Origin of the sequence: Streptomyces minutiscleroticus, assembly GCF_014650875.1 — a bacterium.
In the GTDB taxonomy this organism is placed as follows: Bacteria; Actinomycetota; Actinomycetes; order Streptomycetales; family Streptomycetaceae; genus Streptomyces; species Streptomyces minutiscleroticus.
Map to the genome: position 1 here is coordinate 246384 of NZ_BMVU01000004.1, position 16479 is coordinate 262862.

Below are 16479 nucleotides of genomic sequence, written 5' to 3' on the forward strand. Positions count from 1 at the left end.
GGGGGGGGGGCCGCGGGCCGGTGCGGCCCCGCGGCCCTAGTGCCGGGGCTCCTGCACCACCGCCAGCAGGGCGCCGGGCTCCACCTGCTGTCCCGGCTCCACGTGCAGGGCGCTCAGCGTGCCGGTGACCGGAGCGGTGATCCTGTGCTCCATCTTCATCGCCTCCAGCCACAGCAGGGGGTCCCCCGCCCGTACGGCGGTCCCGGGGGCGAGCCCGTCGGCGACGCGGACGACGGTCCCCGGCATGGGGGCCAGGAGGGAGCCCGGCGCCCGCTGCGCGGCCGGGTCGGGGAAGCGGGGCAGCGCGGTGAGGGCGGTGGCGTTCACGTGGACGCGGTCGCCGTAGCGGCTCACCTCGTACGTCCGGCGCACGCCCGCCGCCTCGAGCACGACGCGGGAGGCGTCGGCGCGCACCACGCGCACGCCGTCGGCGGCCAGGCCGTCGCGGGTGTGGCGGTAGCGGACCTCGTGCTCGGCGCCGTCGGGTTCGGTGCGGTAGCGCTTGGTCTGCGGCAGGGAGGGGAGGTTGCGCCAGCCGCCGAAGCGGGACCGGCCGTGCGCGTCGGCCAGGGCGGCGGCCAGCGGAGCGTACGGGTCCGGGTCCGGCGCGGTCAGCTCCGCCAGGTGCCGGTCGTAGAAGCCGGTGTCCATGCGCCCCGCGGCGAACTCCGGGTGGCGCAGCGAGCGGACGAGCAGGTCACGGTTGGTGGCGGGGCCGTGCACGGCGGCCCCGGCCAGGGCCCCGGAGAGCCTGCGCAGGGCCTCCGCGCGCGTGGGGGCGTGCGCGACCACCTTGGCGATCATGGGGTCGTAGTGGACGCCGATGTGGTCGCCGTCCGCGTACCCGGTGTCGAGCCGGACGCCGCCGGGGACGGCGAGCCGGTGCAGGGTGCCGGTCTGCGGGGCCCAGCCGCGCGCCGGGTCCTCGGCGTACAGGCGGGCCTCGACCGCGTGCCCGCGCGGGGCCGGCGGCCCGCCCTCCAGGGGCGCGCCCTCGGCGATCCGGATCTGCAGCGCCACGAGGTCGATCCCGAACACCGCCTCGGTGACGGGGTGCTCGACCTGGAGGCGGGTGTTCATCTCCAGGAAGTGCGCTCTGCCGCCGGCCACCAGGAACTCGACCGTGCCCGCGCCGACGTAGGAGGTCGCGCGGGCGGCCCGGACCGCCTCCGCGTACAAGGAGTCGGTGAGTCCGGGGGGCAGACCCGGTGCCGGCGCCTCCTCGACCACCTTCTGGTGGCGGCGCTGGAGCGAGCAGTCGCGGGTGCCGAGCGTCCACACCGTGCCGTGCGCGTCGGCGAGGACCTGCACCTCGACGTGGCGGCCGCCCTCCAGGTACGGCTCGACGAACACCTCGCCGTCCCCGAAGGCGCTCGCCGCCTCCGCGCGGGCGGCGGCCAGCTCCTCGTCCAGCCCGGCCAGGTCCCGTACGACGCGCATGCCGCGCCCGCCGCCGCCCGCCGCGGCCTTGACCAGCACCGGGAGGTCGGCGGCCGTGACCTCGCGCAGCGGCGCGACCCCCATCAGCTCCTTGGCGCGCGTCTTGGAGGCCATCGCCTCGATCGCCTCCGGCGGCGGTCCGACCCAGACGAGGCCCGCGTCGAGGACCGCGCGTGCGAAGTCCGCGTTCTCGGACAGGAAGCCGTAGCCGGGGTGCACGGCGTCGGCGCCCGCGTCCAGGGCGGCCTTCACGACCAGGTCGCCGCGCAGGTAGGTCTCGGCGGGCGCCGCCCCGGGGAGGCGGACCGCCGCGTCGGCCTCGCGGACGTGCAGCGCGTCCTCGTCGGCGTCGGAGTGCACGGCGACCGTCCGGACGCCCAGCTCGCGGCAGGTCCGCAAGACACGGCAGGCGATCTCGCCCCGGTTGGCGACCAGCAGCGCGGAAATCATGCGACCCCTCACATCCGGAAGACGCCGAAGCCGCCGCGCGCGCCCTCGAAGGGCGCCGTGTGGACGGCGGACAGGCACAGGCCGAGGACGGTGCGGGTGTCGCGCGGGTCGATGACCCCGTCGTCGTACAGCCGCCCGGACAGGAACATCGGCAGGGACTCGGACTCGATCTGCCGCTCGACCACGGCGCGCAGCGCCGCGTCGGCCTCCTCGTCGTACGGCTGCCCCTTCGCGGCGGCCGACTGCCGGGCGACGATCGACAGGACGCCCGCGAGCTGCTGCGGTCCCATGACGGCGGACTTGGCGCTGGGCCAGGTGAACAGGAAGCGCGGGTCGTACGCCCGCCCGCACATGCCGTAGTGCCCGGCCCCGTAGGAGGCGCCCATGAGCACGGACAGGTGCGGCACCCGGCTGTTGCTCACCGCGTTGATCATCATGGCGCCGTGCTTGACGATCCCGCCCTGCTCGTACTCCCTGCCGACCATGTAGCCGGTGGTGTTGTGCAGGAAGACCAGCGGGACGTCGCGCTGGTCGGCGAGCTGGATGAACTGGGCCGCCTTCTGCGACTCCTGGCTGAACAGCACGCCCTGGGCGTTGGCCAGGATCCCCACCGGATAGCCGTGCAGCTCCGCCCAGCCGGTCACCAGGCTCGGCCCGTACAGCGGCTTGAACTCGTCGAAGTCCGAGCCGTCGACGATCCGCGCGATCACCTCCCGCGGGTCGAACGGCGTGCGCAGGTCGCCCGGCACGACGCCCAGCAGCTCCTCCGCGTCGTACTTCGGCGGCTCGGCCGGGCCCGGGTCGGGGTACGCCTTGCGGTGGTTGAGGCGGGCGACCACCCGGCGGGCGCGGCGGATCGCGTCCCGCTCGTCGACGGCGAAGTGGTCGGCGAGGCCCGACACGCGCGCGTGCATCTCCGCTCCGCCCAGCGACTCGTCGTCGCTCTCCTCCCCGGTCGCCATCCGCACCAGCGGCGGCCCGCCCAGGAACACCTTCGCGCGCTCCTTGACCATGATCACGTGGTCGGACATGCCGGGGACGTACGCGCCGCCGGCCGTGGAGTTGCCGAAGACGACCGCGACGGTCGGGACGCCGGCCGCCGACAGCCGCGTCAGGTCGCGGAAGAGGGCGCCCCCGGGGATGAAGATCTCCTTCTGCGAGGGCAGGTCGGCGCCGCCGGACTCGACGAGGCTGACGCACGGCAGCCGGTTGGCGTACGCGATCTCGTTGGCCCGCAGCGCCTTCTTCAGGGTCCAGGGGTTGCTGGCCCCGCCGCGCACGGTCGGGTCGTTGGCCGTGATCAGGCACTCCACGCCCTCGACGACGCCGATGCCGGTGACCAGCGAGGCGCCGACCGCGTAGTCGCTGCCCCAGGCGGCCAGCGGCGACAGCTCCAAGAAGGGCGTGTCGGGGTCCAGGAGCAGCTCGATCCGCTCGCGGGCGAGCAGCTTGCCGCGTCTCCTGTGCCGCTCGACGTACTTCTCGCCGCCGCCCGCCAGGGCCTTGGCGTGCTCGGCGTCGAGCTCGGCCAGCCTGGCGAGCATGGCGTCGCGGTTCGCGGCGAAGTCGGGGCCCCGGGTGTCCAGGGCCGACGCGAGGACGGTCACAGCAGTGCCTCCGGTATGTCCAGGTGGCGGGCGCGCAGCCACTCGCCGAGCCCCTTGGCCTGCGGGTCGAAGCGGGCCTGCGCGGCGACGCCCTCGCCCAGGAGCCCCTCGACGACGAAGTTCAGCGCGCGCAGGTTCGGCAGCACGTGGCGTACGACCCTGAGGCCGGCCGTCTCCGGGAGCAGCGCGCGCAGGCGGTCGGCGGTGAGGGTGTGCGCGAGCCACGGCCAGGCGTCCTCGGTACGGGCCCAGACGCCGACGTTGGCGTCGCCGCCCTTGTCGCCGCTGCGGGCCCCGGCGACCAGGCCGAGCGGCGCCCGGCGGACGGGGGCGCCGGGCGCGGGCGGCGGGGGCGGCGGCGGCCCGGGGACGTCCTCCAGGGCGCGGACGGCGCCCGGCGGGGGCACCGTGACCCGGCGCCCATCGGGCAGGACGGCCACGTGCCCGACGGCGTCCTGCGGGACGTACGCCGCCTCGAACACCCCGTACGGCGTGCCCCTCCCGGGCGGCGCGAGCACGTGGAAGCCGGGATAGCTGCCGAGGGCCAGTTCGACGGCGGCCCCGCTCAGCGCCCGCCCCACCGCCTCCTGGTCGCGGTCCCGCACCACCAGCCGCAGCAGGGCGCTCGCGGTCTCCTCGCTCGCGGCGTCGGCGTGGTCGGTGCGCGCCAGGTCCCAGCGCACCTCGGCGGGCCGTGCCCCCGCCGTGTCCAGCGCGGCCTCCATCTGCTCCCGGACCAGGGCGGCCTTCTCCTCGACGCCGAGCCCGGTGAGCACGAAGACGACCTCGTTGCGGAAGCCGCCGAGCGCGTTGAGGCCGACCTTGAGCGTCGGGGGCGGGGGCTCGCCGCGCACGCCCTCGACCCGCACCCGGTCCGGCCCGTCCTGGCTCAGCCGTACGGTGTCCAGCCGGGCGGTGACGTCCGGTCCCGCGTACCGGGCGCCGCCCGTCTCGTACAGCAGCTGCGCGGTGACCGTGCCGGTGGTCACGACGCCGCCCGTGCCCTCGTGCTTGGTGACGACGCACGAGCCGTCCTCGTGGACCTCGGCGAGCGGGAAGCCGGGGCGGCGCAGCAGGCGCGGGTCGTGGTCGGTGAAGAGGGCGTAGTTGCCGCCGGTGGCCTGGGTGCCGCACTCCAGCACGTGCCCGGCGACGACGGCGCCCGCCAGCCGGTCGTGGTCCTCCCGTCCCCAGCCGAAGTGCGCGGCGGCGGGCCCGGTGACCAGCGCGGCGTCGGTGACGCGCCCGGTGACGACGATGTCGGCGCCCGCGCGCAGGCAGGCCGCGACGCCCTCGCCGCCGAGGTAGGCGTGCGCGGCGAGCGTGCCGGGGAAGCGCGCGGCGAGGTCGTCGCCCTCGACGTGGGCGACGCGCGCGGCCAGGCCGAGCCGCCCGGCCAGCTCCCGTACGGCGTCCGCGAGTCCGGCCGGGTTCAGGCCCCCGGCGTTGGCCACGATCCGCACGCCCCGGTCGAGCGCCGGGCCCAGGCACTCCTCCAGCTGCCGCAGGAAGGTCTTCGCGTAGCCGCGCGAGGGGTCCTTCAGACGGTCGCGGCCCAGGATGAGCATGGTGAGCTCGGCGAGGTAGTCGCCGGTGAGGACGTCGAGGGGGCCGCCGGTGAGCATCTCGCGCATCGCGTCGAAGCGGTCGCCGTAGAAGCCGGAGGCGTTGCCGATCCGCAAGGGGGCCGCGGGGGGCGTGGCCCCGGTGGGAGCCCCGGGCATCAGGCCCCGCCCTGCGACGCGCCGCCCTCCGGAGCACCGTCCCTCGGCACACCGTCCTCCGGCGCGCTGCCTTTCGGTGGGCCGCCCTCCGACGCGCCGCCCTTCGGCGGGCGCCCCGCTCCCGGCGGTCCCGCGAAGGCCTGCGCGATGTCCAGCCACCGGTCGGCGTCCGGCCCCTGCGCGCGCACGGCGAGGTCGGCCCGATGCGCACGTCGGGTGACCAGCAGGCAGAAGTCGAGCGCGGGCCCCGTGACGCGCTGGGCGGCGTCCTCGGGTCCGTACGCCCACACCTCCCCGGACGGCGCGACGAGTTCGACCCGGAACTCCTCCGCGGGCGCGCCGAGGCCGTGCACCGCGTACGCGAAGTCCCGCGCCCGCACCCCGATGCGCGCCACGTGCCGCAGCCGCGCGGTGGGCTCGCGCACCACGCCCAGCACGTCGGCCACGTCCTGTCCGTGCGCCCAGGTCTCCATCAGCCGCGCGGTGGCCATGGAGGCGGCCGACATGGGCGGCCCGTACCAGGGGAAACGCGTCCCGGCGGGCGCCGCGCGCAGCGCCCGCTCCAGGGTTTCTCGTCCCGCCCGCCACCGGTCGAGCAGCTCGGCGGGCGGCAGGGCCGCGCCCTCCTCGGCCCCCTCGTCCACGAACCGGTCGGGCGCCGCCAGGGCCGCCTCGGCCAGTTCCGCGAAGGCGTCCGCGTCCGTCACCGCCAGCAGCGCGGAGCGGTCGGTCCAGGCGAGATGGGCGATCTGATGGGCGACGGTCCAGCCCTCGGCGGGCGTCGCGAGGGCCCACCGCTCCTCGCCCAGCCCGCTCACCAGGGCGTCGAGTTCCTCGCTCTCCCGCCGCAGATCGTCCACGACGGCCGACGGATCGGACACGGTGCGCTCCCCTCGGGGGACGACGACGTGTCCGGGAGCATCCCAGCCGGGCAGAAAACAAGCAAGCGTGCTTGCATGATTTTTCGGCCGTACGAGATCCCGTCCCGTACGAGATCCCGTCCCGTGCGAAGCACCCGTTCCGCACGGAGCCCCGTACGGAAGCCCGCGCGCCGGGGCCCGTACGGGCCGGGTCAGCCGGCCGGTCAGGCCGCCGGGTCGACCGAGTCGGCCCGGTCGGCCGGGTCAGCCGGTCTTCTTCGCCCCGCCGCCCGCGCCGCCGCGCGCCTGCGTCCGTACCGCCCCCATGCTCGCCGCGACGACCAGCACGATCGCCAGCGCCTCGACCGCGCTCAGGGCCTGGCCGAGCACCAGGAACCCGGCCGTCGCCGCGAGCGCGGGCTCCAGGCTCATCATGACCGCGAAGGTGGAGGCGGGCAGCCTGCGCAGGGCGAGCAGTTCGAGGGTGTACGGCAGCACGGACGACAGCAGGGCCACCGCGGCGCCCAGCGCGAGCGTGGCCGGGGACAGCAGGTCGGCGCCCGACTCCACGGCGCCCAGCGGCAGGATCACCACCGCCCCGACCGCCATCGCCAGGGCCAGGCCGTCGGCCTGCGGGAAGCGGCGCCCCGTCCGCGCGCTGAAGACGATGTACGCCGCCCACATCGCGCCCGCCCCGAGCGCGAAGGCGATGCCCACCGGGTCGAGGTCGCCGAGGCCGCCGCCGAGCAGGAAGACCCCGGCGAGGGCGAGCCCGGCCCACAGCAGGTTCACCAGGCGGCGCGAGGCGAGGACCGAGAGCGCCAGCGGGCCGAGCACCTCCAGGGTGACGGCGGGGCCGAGCGGGATGCGGGCCACGGACTGGTAGAAGAGGGCGTTCATGCCGGCCAGGGCGAGACCGAAGGCGATCACCGTGCCCCAGTCGGCGCGCGCGTGCCCGCGCAGCCGGGGGCGGCAGAACACCAGCAGCACGAGCGCCGCCACGACGAGCCGCAGCGTGACGACGCCGAGGGCGCCGGCCCGCGGCATGAGGCTCACCGCGAGCGCGCCGCCGAACTGCACGGAGACCCCGCCGGCCAGCACGAGCCCGACGGGGCCGAGCGCGCCCGGGGTCCGGCCCCGGCCGGGCCGGGCCGCGACGGCCTCGGGCGACGCGACCGCCGCGGTCGCGGCGGTGGTGGCCGGTGAGGGGCGTTCGCTGGAGTGGTTCACGGGGGTCCGTCCGGAGAGGGGGCGTGGTCGGCGGTGACGTCGGGGGCGCCACCGGGCGGACGGCCGATGCGGTGCGGTGCGAGGAGGTTCGGTGCGGCACCGCGTCCGGATCGTCGTCCACCAGGATGCACTCTACGGTACGCAGTAATGGACCGTGACAGGTCTGTCCAACTATGACGCGCCTGTACGCCTCCCCGCCTCCCGAACGCCGTTCCCGCTCGCCCTTCCTCTGCCCCGCCCCGGCCGCGGACCCGGCTACAGGTCCGGGGACGGGCCCGAGGACGGCGCGGAGGACGGCGCGGGCGACGGTTCCGGCAGCGCCTCCGCCAGGACCTCCGCCAGATGCCGGCCCCGCCGGTCCCCCAGCTGCTCCAGCTGCGTACGGCAGGAGAACCCGTCCGCCAGGACGACGGCCCCCTCCGGGGCGGAGCGCACCGCGGGCAGCAGCTGCTCCTGTGCGCAAGCGACCGAGACCTCGTAGTGGCCGCGCTCGAACCCGAAGTTACCCGCGAGGCCGCAGCAGCCGCCGGCCAGGTCGCCGGTGAGGCCGGCCCGCGCGCGCAGCCGGCGCTCGGCCGCGTCGCCCAGGACCGCGTGCTGGTGGCAGTGGGTCTGCCCGACCGCCGGGCGGTCCAGGCGGGGCGGCTCCCAGTCCGGGGCGTGCTTCTCCAGCGCCTCGGCGAAGGTGACCACGGCGTCGGCGAGGCGCCGGGCGCGGGGGTCGTCGTGCAGGAGCTCCGGCAGGTCGGCGCGCAGGGCCGCGGCGCAGCTCGGTTCGAGGACGACGACCGGGCGGCCGAGGTGGGGCTCCATCAGGTCCAGCGTGCGGCGCAGGACCGCGCGGGCCCGGTCGAGCTGGCCGGTGGAGACGTACGTCAGGCCGCAGCAGACGCCGTCCGGGGGCAGGCCGGGGCGCTGCCCGGCCGCTTCGAGGACGCGGACGGCCGCCCGGCCGACCGAGGGCGAGAAGTGGTCGGTGAACGTGTCCGGCCACAGCAGGAGCGCCGCCCGGTCCTGGCCGCCCGCCGCCCCGGCCGCCCCGGACCTGCGGGTGAACCACGTCCGGAACGTCCGCCGGGCCAGCTCCGGGAGCTCCCGCTCGGCCGCGACGCCGCCGAGGCGCTTGGCCCGGCGGGCGAGGGGCCGTACGGAGGCGAGGGCGTTGAGCGGGCGGGCGAGGCGCAGGCGCGCGGCCGTCCGCAGCCACAGCGGCAGCCACCCCATGGCGTAGTGCGCGGCCGGGCGCCTGCGGCCCGCGTAGTGGTGGTGCAGGAACTCCGCCTTGTACGTGGCCATGTCGACGCCGACCGGGCAGTCGGAGCGGCAGCCCCTGCAGGACAGGCACAGGTCCAGGGCGTCCCTGACCTCCTCCGAGCGCCAGCCGTCCGTCACGACCCCGCCCGCCAGCATCTCGTGCAGCAGCCGGGCCCTGCCGCGCGTGGAGTGCTCCTCCTCGCCGGTCGCGCGGAAGGAGGGGCACATGACGCCGCCGTCCGGTGCCGTCCGCGTACGGCACTTGGCGACGCCCACGCAGCGGCGCACCGCCGCCGCGAAGTCGCCGCCGTCCCGCGGGTAGCCGAAGGCCACGTCGACCGGCTCGCGGGGCAGGACGGCGAAGCGGAGGTTCGCGTCGAGCGGCGCGGGCCGCACCAGCATCCCGGGGTTGAGCAGGTCGTCCGGGTCCCAGACGCCCTTCACCCGCTCGAAGAGGCCGGTCAGTTCGGGGCCGTACATCCGCGGCAGCAGCTCGGCGCGGGCCTGGCCGTCGCCGTGCTCGCCGGAGAGCGAGCCGCCGTGGGAGACGACCAGGTCGGCCAGTTCCTCGGAGAAGCGCCGGAAGCGGGCCACGCCCGCGTCCGTGACCAGGTCGAAGTCGATCCGCACGTGGATGCAGCCGTCCCCGAAGTGCCCGTACGGGGTGCCGCGCAGGCCGTGGGCGGCGAGCAGCGCCCGGAAGTCCCGCAGGTAGGGGCCCAGCCGGGCGGGCGGCACCGCGCAGTCCTCCCAGCCGGGCCAGGCCTCCGCCCCGTCCCGCATCCGGGTCGCCGTACCGCCGGCGTCCTCGCGGACGCGCCACAGGGCGCGCTGCGCGGCCGGGTCGGTGACCACGAGCGCGTCGACGGCGTCGGCGGCGCGCACCAGCGCGTCGGCCCGCGCGCGGGCCTCGGCCGGCGTCCCCCCGCCCGTCTCGGCGAACAGCCAGGCCCCGCCGCGCGGCAGGCCGGCGGCGCCGCGCACCAGGTCGGCGGCCATGCCCTCGACCGTCAGGGGGCCGTGCGGCAGCAGGCCGGGCGCCGCCTCGGCCGCCGCGCCCTCGTCCGCGTACCCCAGCACGGCGAGCGCCTTCGCGCGCGGCGCCTCGACGAGCTGCACGACCGCCTCCGTCAGCAGGCCGAGCGTGCCCTCGGAGCCGCAGAAGGAGCGGGCCACGTCCGCGCCGTTCTCGGGGAGCAGGGCGTCGAGCGCGTAGCCGGAGATGCGTCGCGGGAGCGACGGGAAGCCCGTGCGCAGGGGCCCCAACGCCGTTTCCACGAGCGGGCGAAGACCTTCCGGGGCACCCGCCCAGTTCCGGCCGAGGCGCAGCGCGCGGCCCCCGCCGTCGATCACCGACAGCTCCGCCACGTTGTCGGCGGTCGTGCCCCAGGCCACCGAGTGGGAGCCGCAGGAGTTGTTGCCGATCATTCCGCCGAGCGTGCAGCGGCCGTGGGTGGACGGGTCGGGGCCGAAGCGCAGCCCGTGCGGGGCGGCGGCCTCCTGGAGGCGGTCCAGGACCAGGCCCGGCTGGACGACGGCGCGGCGCCCGGCGGGGTCGAGCGAGAGGACCCGGTTCATGTGCCGGGTGAAGTCCAGGACGACGCCCGTGCCCGTGGCCTGGCCCGCGATCGACGTGCCCCCGCCGCGGGCCACCACCGGGACCCCGTGCTCCCGGCACACGGACAGGGCCGCCGCCACGTCGTCCGCGTCCGCGGGGGCGACCACGCCGAGCGGGACCCGGCGGTAGTTGGAGGCGTCCATGGTCGTGAGCGCCCGCGCGGTCGGGCCGAAGTCGACCTCGCCCCGCACGGCCGCCCGCAGCGCGGCCCGCACCTCGGCCCGCGGTCCGGTCCGCGGTTCCCGGAGTTCCGTCATGCCCTCAGCATGCCTCGCCGCGGGAGGGGCCGCTTTCGGTCACTCCGCTCAACCCGGGTTCCTGTTCCAGTAGTTACATCTGTGCTCAGATATTAAGAAAGGTGACTGGGGTCTTCCCAACGCGATCGCAAAGTCTCATATAGTGACCGCCAGGTGCGCAAAGGTAACGGCTCTCGTCTGCAGAAGTGAGCCGGAAACAGACCAAGGACCCGCCCCGAGGGCCACCCCAGACCACGGTGAACGCCCGCGGAACCGACCGAGGACCTCATTGATGACCTCCCCCACGCCTTCCGGCGAACGGCCTTCCCTGCGCGGCCTCCTGCCCGCCCTCGTCCTCACCGCGGTACCGGCGGCACTCGCGGTGGCCTGCGCGGTCGTCGTCGCGCCGGACTCCGTGCGCGTGCCCCTCGCCCTCGGCGGCAGCGCGGCCGGCCTGCTGCTGTGCGCGGCCGTCGCCGTGGCCGTGCACGGCGTCCTGTCGGCCCGGGCGGTCCGCCACCGGCTGGAGTCCGTCACCCAGGACCTGAGCCGCGCGCTGCAGGAACGGGCCCGGTTCGCGGAGGAGACGCGCCAGGAGCGCATCCGGCTCACCGGCGAACTGGACCGGGAGCGGACCCGCCTGACGGCCGAGCTGGACCACGAGCGCACCCGACTCGCCGAGTCCCTCGCCGCCGAACGCGCCCGCCTCACCGAGGAGCACGCCGCGGAAAGCGCCCGGCTGGCCGACGAGCACGCGGCGGAAAGCGCCCGCCTCGCCGAGGGGCACGCCGCGGAGCGCGCCCGGCTCACCGAGGAGAACGCCCGGCTGGCCGCGAGGCTGCGCGAGGCCGAGTCCCTGCGCTCCGCCGCCGTCTCCGCCACCGCCAACGCGGCCGGGCGCATGCAGGCCCTGGCCACCGGGATGCTCGCGGACCTGCGCGCGATGGAGGAGCGGCACTCCGACGAGGACGTGCTCGCCGACCTCCTCCACCTCGACCACCGCACCGCCCAGGCCGGCCGCCTCGCCGACTCCGTCGCCGTCCTGACGGGGGCCCGCTCGGGCCGCCGCTGGGCCCGGCCGATCGGCATGGAGTCCATCCTGCGCGGCGCCATGGGCCGGATCAACGGCTACCAGCGCGTACGCGTCCACTCCACCAGCGGCGCCGCCGTCGCCGGGCACGCCGCCGAGGCCGTGATGCACGCGCTCGCCGAACTCCTCGACAACGCCGCCAACTTCTCCCCGCCGACCGCGGAGGTGCACGTCTACGTGGAGGAGGTGCCGGCCGGCGCCATCGTCTCCGTCGAGGACAGCGGTCTGGTGATGGGCGAGGCCCAGCTGCGCCGCGCCGAGCGGGCGGTCTCCGGCGAGGGCACCGGGTTCGGCGGCCTGACCGGCACCCGGCTCGGCCTCGCCGTGGTCGGCCGGCTGGCGCGGCGGTACGGCCTCAAGGTCTCCTTCCGCCCGTCGGCCCGCGGCGGCACGGGCGTGCTGATGCTCGTCCCGCAGGACATCCTCGTCGCGCGGGACGGCTCGGCGGCCCCGGCCGGCCCCGCCGCCGTGCAGGCGGCCCCGGCCGCCCGCGCGCTCCCGTCCGCGGCGTCCCCGGCGCCGGAGCTCCCGCGCCGCCGCGGCGCCTCCCCGGCCGCGGCCCCGGAGCAGGCCGCCGGGACCGCCCGCGCCGCGGCGCCCGCCGGAACCGGCGCGGACCCCGGCCCCGAGCCCACGCACGAGTCCCCCGCCCCCTCCCCGGCCTCCCCGGACGCGGACGCGCTGCCCAGGCGCCGCCGCGGGCGCACCCTCGCCGAGGCCGAGCGCGCCCGTTCGGCGAACCGTTCCGCCCCGCAGCGCCCCGCGCCGACCCCCGAGGAGACGAGGACGCGCGCCGCCCGCTTCGGCAGCTTCCGGCAGGCCGTGCGCGGCACCCCCGAACCGTCCGGTACGGCCCGGGGCACGGCCGGGCCGGCTCCGGGCGGCGACGTGTCCGGCCCGGGACCGGCCTCCGGACCGGCTCCGGACGGCCACGCACCCGACTCCGGTGCGGCCGGCACCGCGCCGACAGCACCGGCCCCCTCGCACCCGCACCCTCACCCGGAAGGCGACCCCACCTCATGACCGGCACGACGACCGCCGACGACAAGCTCACATGGCTCATAGAGAGCCTGCTGCAGCGCACCCCGGGCGCGCGGCACGCGCTCGTGCTGTCCCGTGACGGCCTGAAACTGTGCCGTACGCCGGAGCTCTCCGCGGACCAGGCCGACCAGCTCGCCGCGATCGCGGCCGGCATCCAGTCCCTCTCGCACGGCGCGTCGGTGGAGTTCGGCGACGGCACCGGCGGCGTCCGGTCGGCCATGACCGAGTTCTACGGCGGGGTGTTGTTCATCGTCGAGGCGGGCGAGGGCGCCCACCTGGCCGTGGTCACCACCGAGGACGCGGACGCCGGACTCGTCGGCCACAACATGAGCGAACTCGTCGAGCAGCTCGGCGAGCATCTGACGGCCCGGCCCCGCACATCGTCATGAGCGGGCCCGGCAGGCCCGGCAGGGACGACTCCCCGGACCGCCTCTACACCCTCACCGGAGGACGCAGCCGCTCGGGGGAGAACAGCCCCTTCGACCTGGTGACCCTCGTCGTCGCCGAGTGCGACCCGGCCCCCGGCATGCAGTCGGAGCACGCGGCGATCCTGCGGATGACCGAACGTCCCACGGCGGTCGTGGAGATCGCCGCCGAACTGCGGCTGCCGGTCTCCATCACCAAGATCCTGCTGACCGACCTCCTCGACGCGGGCCGCGTCAGCGCCCGCCACCCACGCCGGGAAGCCGTACCCGACCTCGACATCTTGGAGCAGGTGCTCGTTGGACTCCGCAACCTCTAGAGCGAGCGCGCCGCTCGGCGCGTCGGCCGACAACGGCCTCAAGATCGTGGTCGTGGGCGGCTTCGGCGTCGGCAAGACCACGCTGGTCCGCTCGGTCAGCGAGATCCGTCCCCTCAACACCGAGGAGACGATGACCCAGGCCGGCGCGTCCGTCGACGATCTCACCGGCGTGGGCGCCAAGACCGCCACCACGGTCGCCTTCGACTTCGGCCGCATCACGCTCGACGCGCGCAACGTGCTGTACCTGTTCGGCGCGCCCGGCCAGCAGCGCTTCTGGTTCCTGTGGGACCGCCTGTTCTCCGGGACGCTGGGCGCGGTCGTGCTCGTCGACACCCGGCGGATCGACGACTCCTGGTACGCCATCGACCGCCTGGAGAAGCACGGCACGCCGTTCGTCGTCGCCTGCAACGACTTCGGCGGCCCGGAGTTCGCCCCGGAGCAGATCCGCGAGGCCCTCGACCTGGACCCGCACGTCCCGCTCGTGCGCTGCGACGCACGCTCCCGCGAGTCCAGCAAGCTGGTCCTGATCACGCTCGTCGAGCACGTCGCGGCGCTGTACGCCGGTGCCGGTGCCGGTACCCGTCCCGCCGCCCCCGCCCGAGCCTCCCGTCAGGAGCTGGTGTGACCTCCGCCCCCGTACCTCTCAGCGGTACCCGGTTCCAGCAGGACCCGGCCCGGCTGTACCGGGAGCTGCGGCGCGAGCACGGCGCCGTGGTGCCGGTGCTGCTCGACGGCGACGTTCCCGCCTGGCTGGTGATCGGCTACCGCGAGCTGCACCAGGTGACCGGGGACCCGGCGCTGTTCAGCCGCGACTCCGACCTGTGGAACCAGTGGGTGAACATCCCCGAGGACTGGCCGCTGCGCCCGATGATCGGCCACAAGCAGCCGTCGATCCTGTACACCGTCGGGGAGCGGCACCGCGAGCGGGCCGCCATGCTCGGCAACGCGCTGAACGGCGTCGACCCGGCCGAACTGCGCGGGCACTCCGAGCGGTTCGCCGACGAACTGATCGACAACATCAGCCTCAAGGGCGGCGCCGACCTCATCGCCGAGTACGCGATGCTGCTGCCGGTGCGCGTCCTGGCCCAGTTGTTCGGTTTCGCCGACGACGAGGGCCCGGACCTGGTCACCGCCATGAACGACCTGGTCGACGGCCGGGAGCGGGCGATCGCGGGCCAGCAGCACCTGTTCGCCTCCATGACGCGGCTGGTGGCCGAGCGGAAGGCCGCGCCGGCCGACGACGTGGCGTCCCGGATGCTCGCCGACACCTCCGGGTTCACCGAGGACGAGATCGTCCAGGACCTGATGGTGATGATCACGGCGGGGCACCAGCCGACCGCCGACTGGATCGGCAACTCGCTGCGGCTGATGCTGACGGACGAGCGGTTCGCGGCCTCCCTGTTCGGTGGCCGCAACAGCATCGCCGAGGCCATGAACGAGGTGCTGTGGGAGGACACCCCCACCCGTAAGGTGGCGGGCCGCTGGGTCACCCGCGACACCCAGCTCGGCGGCCACCGCCTCCGCGCCGGCGACATGGTGGTGCTCGGCCTGCAGGGCGCCAACTCCGATCCCCTGGTGCGCACCGACTCCTCGGCCCTGACCGGTGGCAACGCCGCGCACTTCTCCTTCGGCCACGGGGAGCACCGGTGCCCGTTCCCGGCGCAGGAGATCGCCGAGGTCATCGCCCGTACGGGGATCGAGGTCGTTCTGGACCGGCTGCCCGACATCGACCTGGCGGTACCGGCCGAGTCCCTGACGCGGCGCCCGTCGCCGTGGCTGCGCGGCCTGACGGAGCTGCCGGTGACGTTCACCCCGACCCCCGTCCTTGGAGGCACGTTCGCATGACGGCTGAAACCGGTGCGACGGACACGGCGGAACCGGCGTGCCCGGCAGGGTCCGCCGCGGGTACGCCGACCGCCCCGATCGTGCTCGACCCCTTCGTCTCCGACCTCGACGGCGAGAGCGCCGCGCTGCGGGCCGCGGGGCCGCTGGCCGCCGTGGAGCTGCCGGGCGGCGTGCCCGTGTGGGCGGTCACGCACCACGCCGAGGCGAGACAGCTGCTGACGGACCCCAGGATCGTGAAGGACATCAACGTCTGGGGCGCCTGGCAGCGCGGGGAGATAGCCCCCGACTGGCCGCTGATCGGGCTGGTCAACCCGGGACGTTCCATGCTGACGGTGGACGGCGCGGACCACCGGCGGCTGCGCACGCTGGTCGCTCAGGCGCTCACCCCGCGGCGGGTGGAGCGGATGCGCGAGCGGATCACGGAGCTGACCGAAGGACTGCTGGACCGGCTGGCGGACACCACGGGCGACGTCGTGGACCTCAAGGCGGAGTACGCCTACCCGCTGCCCATGTACGTGATCGCGGATCTGATGGGGATCGCGGAGGACCGGCTGCCGCGGCTGAAGGAGCTCTTCGAGGCGTTCTTCTCCACGCAGACGCCGCCGGAGCAGGTCGTCGCGACGCTCACCGAGCTGGCCGGGATGATGACGGCGACGGTGGCGGAGAAGCGGGTGACGCCCGGCGACGACCTGACCTCCGCGCTGATCGCCGCCTCCGAGAACGGGGACCGGCTCACCGACCAGGAGATCGTCTCCACGCTCCAGCTCATCGTGGCGGCGGGCCACGAGACGACGATCTCCCTCATCGTGAACGCGGTGGTCAACCTCTCGACCCATCCCGAGCAGCGGGCGATGGTGCTCGCCGGGGAGGCCGAGTGGTCGGCGGTGGTCGAGGAGACGCTGCGGCACTCGACGCCGACGTCCCACGTGCTGATCCGGTTCGCGACGGAGGACGTGCCCGTCGGGGACAAGGTGCTGCCCGCCGGGGAGGCGCTGATCGTCTCGTACGGGGCGATCGGGCGGGACGAGCAGGCGCACGGGCCGTCGGCGGGGGACTTCGACATCACGCGGACCACCGCCGGGCGGCACATCTCCTTCGGGTACGGGCCGCACGTGTGCCCGGGGGCCGCGCTGTCCCGGCTGGAGGCGGGGGTGGCGCTGCCCGCGCTGTACGCCCGGTTCCCGTCGCTCGACCTGGCGGTCCCGGCGAGCGAGCTCCGCAACAAGCCGGTGGTGACGCAGAACGACCTGTTCGAGCTGCCGGTGCGGCTGCGGGGGTAGCCGCGGGTCCCGGACGGCGGCCGGTCTTTCCCGCCCCCGCCGCCCCGGCCCGTCGCGTGACG

Annotated in this window: 12 protein-coding genes; 6 read left to right on the forward strand and 6 right to left on the reverse strand. The window is 75.7% G+C overall.

Features of this window, described 5'->3' with window-relative positions; all coding sequences use genetic code 11:
* Nucleotides 1-36 precede the first annotated feature (36 nt).
* The 6 genes from IE271_RS08285 to IE271_RS08310 form a co-directional block, all read right to left on the reverse strand.
* Entirely contained in the window at nucleotides 37-1890 is a 1854-nt protein-coding gene (locus tag IE271_RS08285) for an acetyl/propionyl/methylcrotonyl-CoA carboxylase subunit alpha (RefSeq protein WP_190189528.1), read from the reverse strand.
* 8 nt (nucleotides 1891-1898) lie between these two features.
* Nucleotides 1899-3497, reverse strand: coding sequence for an acyl-CoA carboxylase subunit beta (locus IE271_RS08290; protein ID WP_190189529.1), 1599 nt, complete (start codon nucleotides 3495-3497; stop codon nucleotides 1899-1901).
* Nucleotides 3494-5221 (reverse strand): acyclic terpene utilization AtuA family protein, encoded by a 1728-nt coding sequence (locus IE271_RS08295; protein ID WP_190189530.1) that lies wholly within the window; start codon nucleotides 5219-5221, stop codon nucleotides 3494-3496. The genes IE271_RS08290 and IE271_RS08295 overlap by 4 nt, the downstream gene beginning before the upstream one ends.
* Nucleotides 5221-6102 (reverse strand): TIGR03084 family metal-binding protein, encoded by an 882-nt coding sequence (locus tag IE271_RS08300; RefSeq protein ID WP_190189531.1) that lies wholly within the window; start codon nucleotides 6100-6102, stop codon nucleotides 5221-5223. The genes IE271_RS08295 and IE271_RS08300 overlap by 1 nt, the downstream gene beginning before the upstream one ends.
* Nucleotides 6103-6345: 243 nt before the next feature.
* Nucleotides 6346-7311 (reverse strand): EamA family transporter, encoded by a 966-nt coding sequence (locus IE271_RS08305; RefSeq protein ID WP_190189532.1) that lies wholly within the window; start codon nucleotides 7309-7311, stop codon nucleotides 6346-6348.
* A gap of 255 nt (nucleotides 7312-7566) precedes the next feature.
* Nucleotides 7567-10440, reverse strand: coding sequence for an FAD-binding and (Fe-S)-binding domain-containing protein (locus tag IE271_RS08310; protein ID WP_190189533.1), 2874 nt, complete (start codon nucleotides 10438-10440; stop codon nucleotides 7567-7569).
* Between the two features lie 271 nt (nucleotides 10441-10711).
* Between IE271_RS08310 and IE271_RS08315 the strand changes: the two genes are divergently transcribed.
* Genes IE271_RS08315 through IE271_RS08340 form a run of 6 tightly spaced genes read left to right on the forward strand, consistent with a single transcriptional unit; the run spans nucleotide 10712 to nucleotide 16417 of the window.
* A complete protein-coding gene (locus IE271_RS08315; protein WP_190189534.1) occupies nucleotides 10712-12532 on the forward strand; it encodes an ATP-binding protein in 1821 nt (606 codons plus the stop codon).
* Nucleotides 12529-12939, forward strand: coding sequence for a roadblock/LC7 domain-containing protein (locus IE271_RS08320; RefSeq protein WP_190189535.1), 411 nt, complete (start codon nucleotides 12529-12531; stop codon nucleotides 12937-12939). Before IE271_RS08315 ends, IE271_RS08320 begins: the two co-directional genes overlap by 4 nt.
* Complete coding sequence (locus IE271_RS08325; protein ID WP_190189536.1) at nucleotides 12936-13292, forward strand: DUF742 domain-containing protein; 357 nt, start codon at nucleotides 12936-12938, stop codon at nucleotides 13290-13292. Before IE271_RS08320 ends, IE271_RS08325 begins: the two co-directional genes overlap by 4 nt.
* The gene (locus tag IE271_RS08330; protein ID WP_190189537.1) at nucleotides 13273-13917 is read left to right on the forward strand and encodes a GTP-binding protein; all 645 of its coding nucleotides are present in this window, start codon (nucleotides 13273-13275) and stop codon (nucleotides 13915-13917) included. Before IE271_RS08325 ends, IE271_RS08330 begins: the two co-directional genes overlap by 20 nt.
* On the forward strand, nucleotides 13914-15137 hold the full coding sequence (locus IE271_RS08335) for a cytochrome P450 (RefSeq protein WP_190189538.1): 1224 nt from the start codon (nucleotides 13914-13916) through the stop codon (nucleotides 15135-15137). Before IE271_RS08330 ends, IE271_RS08335 begins: the two co-directional genes overlap by 4 nt.
* Nucleotides 15134-16417, forward strand: coding sequence for a cytochrome P450 family protein (locus IE271_RS08340; protein ID WP_190189539.1), 1284 nt, complete (start codon nucleotides 15134-15136; stop codon nucleotides 16415-16417). Before IE271_RS08335 ends, IE271_RS08340 begins: the two co-directional genes overlap by 4 nt.
* Nucleotides 16418-16479 lie beyond the last annotated feature (62 nt).

Excerpts from the sequence above, each read along its gene's own strand:
- IE271_RS08325 (WP_190189536.1), top strand. The coding sequence starts at position 12,936 with ATGAGCGGGCCCGGCAGGCCCGGCAGGGACGACTCCCCGGACCGCCTC.
- IE271_RS08310 (WP_190189533.1), bottom strand. The coding sequence starts at position 10,440 with ATGACGGAACTCCGGGAACCGCGGACCGGACCGCGGGCCGAGGTGCGG.
- IE271_RS08295 (WP_190189530.1), bottom strand. The coding sequence starts at position 5,221 with ATGCCCGGGGCTCCCACCGGGGCCACGCCCCCCGCGGCCCCCTTGCGG.
- IE271_RS08340 (WP_190189539.1), top strand. The coding sequence starts at position 15,134 with ATGACGGCTGAAACCGGTGCGACGGACACGGCGGAACCGGCGTGCCCG.
- IE271_RS08285 (WP_190189528.1), bottom strand. The coding sequence starts at position 1,890 with ATGATTTCCGCGCTGCTGGTCGCCAACCGGGGCGAGATCGCCTGCCGT.
- IE271_RS08315 (WP_190189534.1), top strand. The coding sequence starts at position 10,712 with ATGACCTCCCCCACGCCTTCCGGCGAACGGCCTTCCCTGCGCGGCCTC.
- IE271_RS08320 (WP_190189535.1), top strand. The coding sequence starts at position 12,529 with ATGACCGGCACGACGACCGCCGACGACAAGCTCACATGGCTCATAGAG.